Here is a 6,807-nt window from a genome sequence, read left to right as displayed (position 1 = left end):
ATCACGGCCTGGCTGAGCGAAAGCTCCTCGACCGCCTGAGTGCCGCGGTCCTCGTGGCCGAACGAGCCGTCGGCTGAGGCCGCGCTGCCGTCGGCCTCACATCCCGACCAGCGACCCGAGCACCTGGGCGACGCGGCCCTGGAACGCCACGCGGCCTTCCACCGAGGCCAGGCAGATGCACTCGCTGCCCGGCTGCACCACCGGCTGGTGCAGCACCTCGCCGTCGGCCTCGTCGAAGTCGCCGTCGCCGAACAGGGCGTGACCGTCGTGGAAGCTGCCGTACAGCACCTGCGTCAGCTCGATGCCGTCGTGCGTGTGCACCGGCAGGCTCTTTCCAGCGGAAATTCGGAGCAGGAAGACGTTGGCGGCGCGGTCGTGCGGCAGCGCGATGCGGCACCAGCGCATGCCGGGGCCGAGCCAGCGCCAGGCGCCGCTCGTGCAGCCACGCATGCTGCGCGGCCAGGCGACGCCGTCCGGCAGGGTCGCGCTCGGGTAGACCGGCGCAGGCGCCGGCGCCGCGGTCGCGCCGGCGTCGATGCGCGCGAGCGTGCGGGCCAGTGCCTGCGGCGCCAGCGTCGCCGGCTCGATGCCTTCGAGCAGGACGCCGCCCACGGCATCGAACTCGGCCAGGCGATCGCGGCAGTGCAGGCAGCGCTCGACGTGGGCGGCCGTGACGAGCGCCGGCCCGGCCGCCAGGCTGGCGGCCGACAGCTGCATGAGCCGTGTGTCGTCGGGGTGGTGCTGGGTCATGGTTCGGTTTCCGACAGCAGGCGCCGAAGGTGGATGACGGCAAGCCGTATGCGCGACTTGACGGTGCCGAGCGGGATGCACAGCTCGCGCGCGATGCTGGCGTGCGGCTGGTCGCCGTAGTAGGAGAGCTGAAGGATGCGCGCCTGGTCGGCGGAGAGGCGTGCCATCGCGGCCCGCAGGCGACGCTCACCTTGTGCAGTGGCGAGCTGCTCGTCGGGCCCCGCCGCCGGGTCCACGGCGTCGAAGGCGCCGAACTCCGGGTCCGGCGCCGAACCGTCGGCATCGGTCTCCTGCGCCATGACGAGGCCGCGCTGACGGTGCTGGTCGATGCGCAGGTTGCGCGCGATCGTGAAGATCCAGGTCGAGACGCGGGCCCGCGCCGGGTCGAAGGTCGCCGCCTTGCGCCAGAGCAGGACCATCGTCTCCTGGGCGAGCTCTTCGGCCACCACGGGCGAGCAGCCGCCGCGCACGAGGTAGGCCTTGACGCGGGGCGCGAAGTGCTTGAAGAGAATGGCGAAGGCCTGCCGGTCGCCGCGCTCGGCGACCGCCTGGGCCAGTTCGTTCAGCTCGTCGGGGGTCGGCATCGCTCCGCGGCCTTCGTGCGCTGTCACGATCGACAGCCTGCCGGCGCGTGCGCCGGTGGGAGCCGCAGCCTGTGGCGCCGTCTGCCGCGCGATGTCCATGCGGCTTGTACGAGGGCGCCGGCGGATTGGATCACAGGGCGGTGATCCGGAACGGCGGCTTGCACGTACAAGCTGCGATGGCCGCGCCCGCCCCGACCGACACCGCCGATCACCGGCTCGACATCGCGGTCGTCGGCAGCGGCATCGCCGGGCTCTCGGCAGCCTGGCTCCTGGCCCGGCGGCACCGGGTCACGCTCTACGAGGCCGAGCCCCGCCTCGGCGGGCACAGCCACACGGTCGACGTCGCGGTGAACGGCGCCACCCAGCCCGTCGACACCGGCTTCATCGTCTACAACGAGCCGGCCTACCCCAACCTCACCGCCCTGTTCGCCAACCTCGGGGTGCCGACGCAGGCCTCGGAGATGTCGTTCGCGGTCAGCCTCGACGACGGCGCCCTCGAGTACGCCGGCGGCGACCTGAACGGCCTCTTCGCGCAGCGCGGCAACCTCGTCAGCCCGCGCTTCTGGTCGATGCTGCGCGACCTGCTCCGCTTCTACCGGCAGGCGCCGCTCGACGCCGCCCGGGTCGGCCTGCTGCCGCTCGACGACTACCTCGATGCGCGCGGCTACGGGCGTGCCTTCCGCGAGGACCACCTCTATCCGATGGCGGCGGCGATTTGGTCGACGCCGGCCGACCAGGTCGGCCGCTACCCGACCGAGGCCTTCGTCCGCTTCTGCGAGAACCACCACCTGCTGAAGCTGACCGACCGGCCGGTCTGGCGCACGGTCTCGGGCGGCAGCCGCGAGTACGTGCGGCGCATGGCCGCAGCGCTCGGCGACGGCGTGCGCACGGGTCGGGCGGCGGTCGAGGTGCGCCGCGACGCCGACGGCGCGACGGTGGCCACCGCGGACGGTCGGGCAGCGCGGCACGGGCATGTCGTGCTGGCCACGCACGCCGACCAGGCGCTGCGCCTGCTGCCCGACGCGGGCGCCGACGAGAAGCGCCTGCTCGGCGCCTTCGCGTACACGCGCAACCACGCCGTCCTGCACAGCGACGCCGCCCTGATGCCGCGCCGGCGCGCGGTCTGGTCGAGCTGGAACTACCAGGCCCGGCGCGGCGGCGGCGGCGCCCCCTGCGTCACCTACTGGATGAACCGCCTGCAGGGCATCGACCCAGGCACGCCGCTGTTCCTGACGCTGAACCCGCTGCGTCCGCCGCGCGCCGCGCACCTGATCCGCACCGAAGTCGTCGAGCACCCCTTGTTCGACGCCGCCGCCATCCGCGCCCAGCGCCACCTGTGGTCGCTGCAGGGACGGCGGCGGACCTGGTTCTGCGGCGCGTACTTCGGCGCCGGCTTCCACGAGGACGGGCTGCAGGCCGGCCTCGCCGTCGCCGAGGCGCTCGGCGGGGTGCGCCGGCCGTGGCGGGTCGCCGGCGAGTCGGCGCGCATCCATGTCCGCGCCCCGGTGGCGCACGCCTCGTGAGCGCGCCGGCACGCGCGGCGGAGCCTGCCTCGGCGCTGTACGTCGGCGCCGTGATGCACCAGCGCCAGCGCCCGGCACGGCATCGCCTCGCCTACCGCGTGTTCTCGCTGCTGCTCGACCTCGACGAGCTGCCCGGGCTCGGCCGCCGCCTGCGCTGGTTCTCCGTCGACCGCTTCAACCTGTTCGCCTTCCACGAGCGAGACCACGGCGACGGCAGCCGCGGCGCGGTGCCGGGCGGCGGCCTGCGCGCCTACGTCGAGCGGCGCCTCGGCGAGGCCGGCCTGACGGTCGGCGGGCCGATCCGGCTCCTGGCCATGCCGCGCATCCTCGGCTACGCGTTCAACCCGCTCAGCGTGTACTTCTGCCACCGCGTCGACGGCTCGCTCGGCGCGATCCTCTACGAGGTCAACAACACCTTCGGCGAGCGGCACAGCTACCTGATCGAGGTCGACCCGGCGACGGCGCACGAAGGCGCCATCGTCGTGCAGCGCTGCGCCAAGCGCCTGCGCGTGTCGCCCTTCCTCGGCGCGGCGATGCGCTACGACTTCCGCGTCGCGCCACCCGGCGGCGCCGCCGGCGACGCGATGAGCGTCGGCGTTGTCGCGCGCGACGAGGTCGGCCCGGTGCTGGTCGCCCGCCTCGACGCGGTCCGCCGCCACCTCGACGACCGGGCCCTGGTGCGGGTCTTCGTCACCCACCCCCTGCTGACGCTGAAGGTGATCGTGGCCATCCACTGGGAAGCGCTGCGCCTGTTCGCCAAGGGTGTGCGCCTGCAGCCGAACGCGCCCGCCGGCCCGGGCTCGCTGACCGTCGTGCGGCACGCCGAGCCATGACGGCGCCTGCGCCGACCTCCCTCGGCGGGCCGAGCTCCCTCGGCCGGCCGGCCTCGCCGGCACCGGCGTCGAAGCTCGCCGGACTCGTGGCCTGGCCGCTGCGCCGCCTGCTCGGCCGCCTGCTGGGCAACCTGAGCGTCGGCTCGATCGCCATCGAGCTTCCGGACGGGGCCCGGGTCGTGGGTCATGCCGCCGCCCCTGGGCCGCAGGTCGCCATCGCCGTGCACCGCTGGCGTGCGCTGGCCCGGCTGGCGCTCGGCGGCGACATCGGCCTGGCCGAGTCGTTCCGCGACGGCGACTGGTCGACGCCGGATCTGGCCGCGCTGCTCGAGTTCGGCATCCGCAACGAGGCCGGCTGGGGCGCAGCGCTCGAGGCGGCCCGGCCCCTGCGCTGGCTGTTCCGGGCCCTGCACCTGGCGCGCGCGAACTCGAGGCGCGGCAGCCGCGAGAACATCGCCTTCCACTACGACCTCGGCAACGACTTCTACCGCCAGTGGCTCGACGCGGAGCTGATCTATTCGAGCGGCATCTACAGCGGCGCCGACGAGACGCTGGAGTCGGCGCAGGCGACCAAGCTCGCCCGCATCCGGCAACTGCTCCGCCTCGACGAGCTGGGCAGCGATGCGCGGGTGCTCGAGATCGGCTGCGGCTGGGGCGCGCTCGCGCTCGACCTCGCCCGGCGGCACCCGGTGCGCGTCACCGGCCTGACCCTGTCGGCCGAGCAGCTCGCGCACGGCCGGCAGCGGGTCGCTGCCGAAGGCCTGGCCGAGCGCGTCGATCTGCGCCTCGAGGACTATCGGGATGCAACGGGGAGATACGACCGCATCGTCTCGATCGAGATGCTCGAAGCCGTCGGCGAGCGCTACTGGCCGGTCTACTTCGAGACGCTGCGGCGGCGCCTGGCGCCGGGCGGCGTCGCCGTGGTCCAGGTGATCTCGATCGCCGAAGCGCAGTTCGACAGCTACCGGCGCGGCGCCGACTTCATCCAGCGCTTCATCTTCCCGGGCGGCATGCTGCCCTCCCGCACGGCCATGCGGGCTGCCGCCGATGCTGCCGGTCTGACCCTGACCACAGCGTCGACCTTCGGCGCCAGCTACGCGGCGACCCTGGTCGAATGGCGGCGCCGGTTCCTGGGCGCTCGGGCGTCGATCGCCGCCCTCGGCTTCGACGAGCGGTTCCTGCGCCTCTGGGAGTACTACCTCTGCTACTGCGAGGCCGGCTTCCGGTCCGGCCGCGTCGACGTCGGTCTCTACATCCTCGAGCGTCGGGCCGACCTGCCGGCCGGCTAGCGGGCGCTCGCGAGACGAGCGGCTAGCGGCGGGAAGCCTCGCCCTCGGCGTCGTGCGTTTCGCCGACGAGCTCCTCCGGATGCCCGGGCCGCCGCGCGACCAGGCTCTTCGGGAGCACGTCCCAGTCGCTGTCGCGGACGGTGCCGCCGCAGATGACCAGCATGGCCAGGTACTCGGGCGAGAACGCCTCGCCCAGCTCCCGCTCGTCGGACCGTCGATCGGCCGGTTGGCTCATGCGCATCTCGTCGTCCACGCACGCATTCTGAGCGCCGCCGGTGCGGCCGTGCGTAGGACGGTTTCCCTTCCCCAAGCGAGGGGGTGACGGGTTCAGATCCGCGACAGCATCTGCTGGCTGGAGCCGAACATCGACGACGCGCGGGCCGCGAGCTGCCCGGCGAGCGCGTTGCCCCGCATCGCCGGCGCGACGCTGTTGGCGGCGATCCATACCGACGACGCGCTCGTCCGGTCGGCCAGGGTCACGGCCATGCGCGAGCGCAGGTCGGCCAGCGCGGGCGAAGACCAGTTGCGGACCATCGCCTCGAACTCGGCCAGGGCCCGGCGCAGGTGGTCGACCGGAACGGCCTCGAGCACGCGCAGCCCCGCTTTCGAGAACTGCCGCTCGAAGCGCGCCAGGTGCGGGAAGGCGCGGCCGTCCGCGGCGTTACGGGCAAGCTCGAGACGGAGCTCGTCGCGCATCCGGCGCAGCAGGGCCGCCGGCGGCTGCCGGTCGCGGCGCGGCTCGGGCGCCACCTCGGCGATCGCTGCCGCGGCGCGGCGAGCCCGACGCCGGCGCGCGGCCGACGATGGCAGGATCGGCGAGCAGAGAAGGAGCGGCAGCGTGCGCAAGGCCGCGACGAGGCGTTCGAGCATGGCCAGGATGGAATCGGCAGGGGACCTGCCGGTCTTATCGGCGTGCTCGCCGCGCCCTGGAGTCGCGTTACGCCCGCTTACGCGGCACGGCGGGCCGGTTCAGGCGGCGATCGCAGAGGCAGCCGCGGTGGCCAGGCACTTGTTGCACTTGCCCAGGCCGGGCAGGCGCGAGTCGGGCTTGCCGTCGCCGGTCTTGAAATTGGCCTGGCAGCGCCGGCAGACGTACATCTTGGAGCTCGACATCATCGGCTTGACGCCGGGCTCGCCGGCCGGGCGTGCGGCGACGTATTCGGCCTGCGTCTGGCGCAGCTTGAGCGAGGCGGACTGGACAGCGGGGGCGACTGCAGGGGCGGCGGCAGCGGGCACTTTGGACGGCGGGGCAGAGCGACGGGTGGCCATGGCGATCCTGAAGAGATGAGCGACGAACGGCCGGGTTCGGCGCCGTTCGCGGGGGCACTATTGTCCCAGTAAACCTGGGCCTCTGTACGGAGGGTTTGCCTTGCCCCTCGGGGCGGGCGCTGCAGGCGGCGCCAAGCGCCACATCACTGGCGGACGAGCCCGCCCGGACGCTCGAGATCGAGCGCGTCCTGGCGCACCGTGACCAGCGCCGGCAGCGCTTCCTTAAGTGCCGTGCCGAACACCGCCCCTTCGCCGGCGATGCCGACGCGTCGCCTGTCCGGCCCGAAGTGGGCGGCGGCGTAGCGCTGGACGTCGGCGGCGGAGACGGCCGCCAGCGCTTCGATGCGCGTGGTCAGCTCGGCCGGCGGGCGGTTCGCTACGACGAGGCCGCGGATCGCCGCTGCCAGGCCGGCCGTCGTCTCGACGCTGCGGCTGAAGCCGCCGATCAGGGTCAGCTTGCGCGCGGCGAGCTCCTCGTCGCCGACGGGCGTCTCGACCAGGCGGTCGAGCTCGGCCTGCAGCAGGCGCAGCACCTCGGGGGCCGACTCGTTCTTCGTCT

At 73.6% G+C, this 6,807-nt stretch carries 9 protein-coding genes; 3 read left to right on the top strand and 6 right to left on the bottom strand.

Translation table 11 applies throughout. From position 1 onward, the window contains the following. Positions 1 to 96: 96 nt before the first annotated feature. Both AC30N0_RS10795 and AC30N0_RS10790 read right to left on the bottom strand, forming a co-directional pair. A complete protein-coding gene (locus tag AC30N0_RS10795; protein ID WP_489517917.1) occupies positions 97 to 750 on the bottom strand; it encodes a ChrR family anti-sigma-E factor in 654 nt (217 codons plus the stop codon). Continuing rightward, positions 747 to 1,334, bottom strand: a complete 588-nt coding sequence (locus AC30N0_RS10790; protein WP_489517916.1) for a sigma-70 family RNA polymerase sigma factor — start codon at positions 1,332 to 1,334, stop codon at positions 747 to 749. Before AC30N0_RS10790 ends, AC30N0_RS10795 begins: the two co-directional genes overlap by 4 nt. A gap of 176 nt (positions 1,335 to 1,510) precedes the next feature. Between AC30N0_RS10790 and AC30N0_RS10785 the strand changes: the two genes are divergently transcribed. Genes AC30N0_RS10785 through AC30N0_RS10775 form a run of 3 tightly spaced genes read left to right on the top strand, consistent with a single transcriptional unit; the run spans position 1,511 to position 4,979 of the window. Beyond that, positions 1,511 to 2,857: an NAD(P)/FAD-dependent oxidoreductase gene (locus AC30N0_RS10785; RefSeq protein WP_489517915.1), complete on the top strand. Its 1,347-nt coding sequence runs from the start codon at positions 1,511 to 1,513 to the stop codon at positions 2,855 to 2,857. After that, positions 2,854 to 3,690, top strand: a complete 837-nt coding sequence (locus AC30N0_RS10780; RefSeq protein ID WP_489517914.1) for a DUF1365 domain-containing protein — start codon at positions 2,854 to 2,856, stop codon at positions 3,688 to 3,690. Before AC30N0_RS10785 ends, AC30N0_RS10780 begins: the two co-directional genes overlap by 4 nt. Then, positions 3,687 to 4,979 (top strand): class I SAM-dependent methyltransferase, encoded by a 1,293-nt coding sequence (locus AC30N0_RS10775; RefSeq protein WP_489517913.1) that lies wholly within the window; start codon positions 3,687 to 3,689, stop codon positions 4,977 to 4,979. Before AC30N0_RS10780 ends, AC30N0_RS10775 begins: the two co-directional genes overlap by 4 nt. 22 nt (positions 4,980 to 5,001) lie before the next feature. On the opposite strand, the gene AC30N0_RS10770 is transcribed toward AC30N0_RS10775, so the two are convergent. The 4 genes from AC30N0_RS10770 to AC30N0_RS10755 all read right to left on the bottom strand — a co-directional run. Further along, entirely contained in the window at positions 5,002 to 5,214 is a 213-nt protein-coding gene (locus AC30N0_RS10770; protein ID WP_489517912.1) for a hypothetical protein, read from the bottom strand. Between the two features lie 92 nt (positions 5,215 to 5,306). Next, the gene (locus AC30N0_RS10765; protein WP_489517911.1) at positions 5,307 to 5,849 is read right to left on the bottom strand and encodes a hypothetical protein; all 543 of its coding nucleotides are present in this window, start codon (positions 5,847 to 5,849) and stop codon (positions 5,307 to 5,309) included. A gap of 99 nt (positions 5,850 to 5,948) precedes the next feature. After that, entirely contained in the window at positions 5,949 to 6,248 is a 300-nt protein-coding gene (locus AC30N0_RS10760) for a hypothetical protein (RefSeq protein WP_489517910.1), read from the bottom strand. Between the two features lie 143 nt (positions 6,249 to 6,391). Further along, the coding region (locus AC30N0_RS10755) for a hypothetical protein (RefSeq protein ID WP_489517909.1) at positions 6,392 to 6,807 on the bottom strand (416 nt) is incomplete at its 5' end.

The sequence above is a fragment of the Rhizobacter sp. genome (assembly GCF_031412495.1).
GTDB lineage: Bacteria > Pseudomonadota > Gammaproteobacteria > Burkholderiales > Burkholderiaceae_C > Schlegelella_A.
The sequence above is the reverse complement of the archived record's forward strand: the minus strand, read 5'-3'. Positions and strand labels throughout refer to the sequence as shown.

Excerpts from the sequence above, each read along its gene's own strand:
- AC30N0_RS10795 (WP_489517917.1), bottom strand. The coding sequence starts at position 750 with ATGACCCAGCACCACCCCGACGACACACGGCTCATGCAGCTGTCGGCC.
- AC30N0_RS10790 (WP_489517916.1), bottom strand. The coding sequence starts at position 1,334 with ATGCCGACCCCCGACGAGCTGAACGAACTGGCCCAGGCGGTCGCCGAG.
- AC30N0_RS10785 (WP_489517915.1), top strand. The coding sequence starts at position 1,511 with ATGGCCGCGCCCGCCCCGACCGACACCGCCGATCACCGGCTCGACATC.
- AC30N0_RS10775 (WP_489517913.1), top strand. The coding sequence starts at position 3,687 with ATGACGGCGCCTGCGCCGACCTCCCTCGGCGGGCCGAGCTCCCTCGGC.
- AC30N0_RS10770 (WP_489517912.1), bottom strand. The coding sequence starts at position 5,214 with ATGAGCCAACCGGCCGATCGACGGTCCGACGAGCGGGAGCTGGGCGAG.
- AC30N0_RS10765 (WP_489517911.1), bottom strand. The coding sequence starts at position 5,849 with ATGCTCGAACGCCTCGTCGCGGCCTTGCGCACGCTGCCGCTCCTTCTC.
- AC30N0_RS10760 (WP_489517910.1), bottom strand. The coding sequence starts at position 6,248 with ATGGCCACCCGTCGCTCTGCCCCGCCGTCCAAAGTGCCCGCTGCCGCC.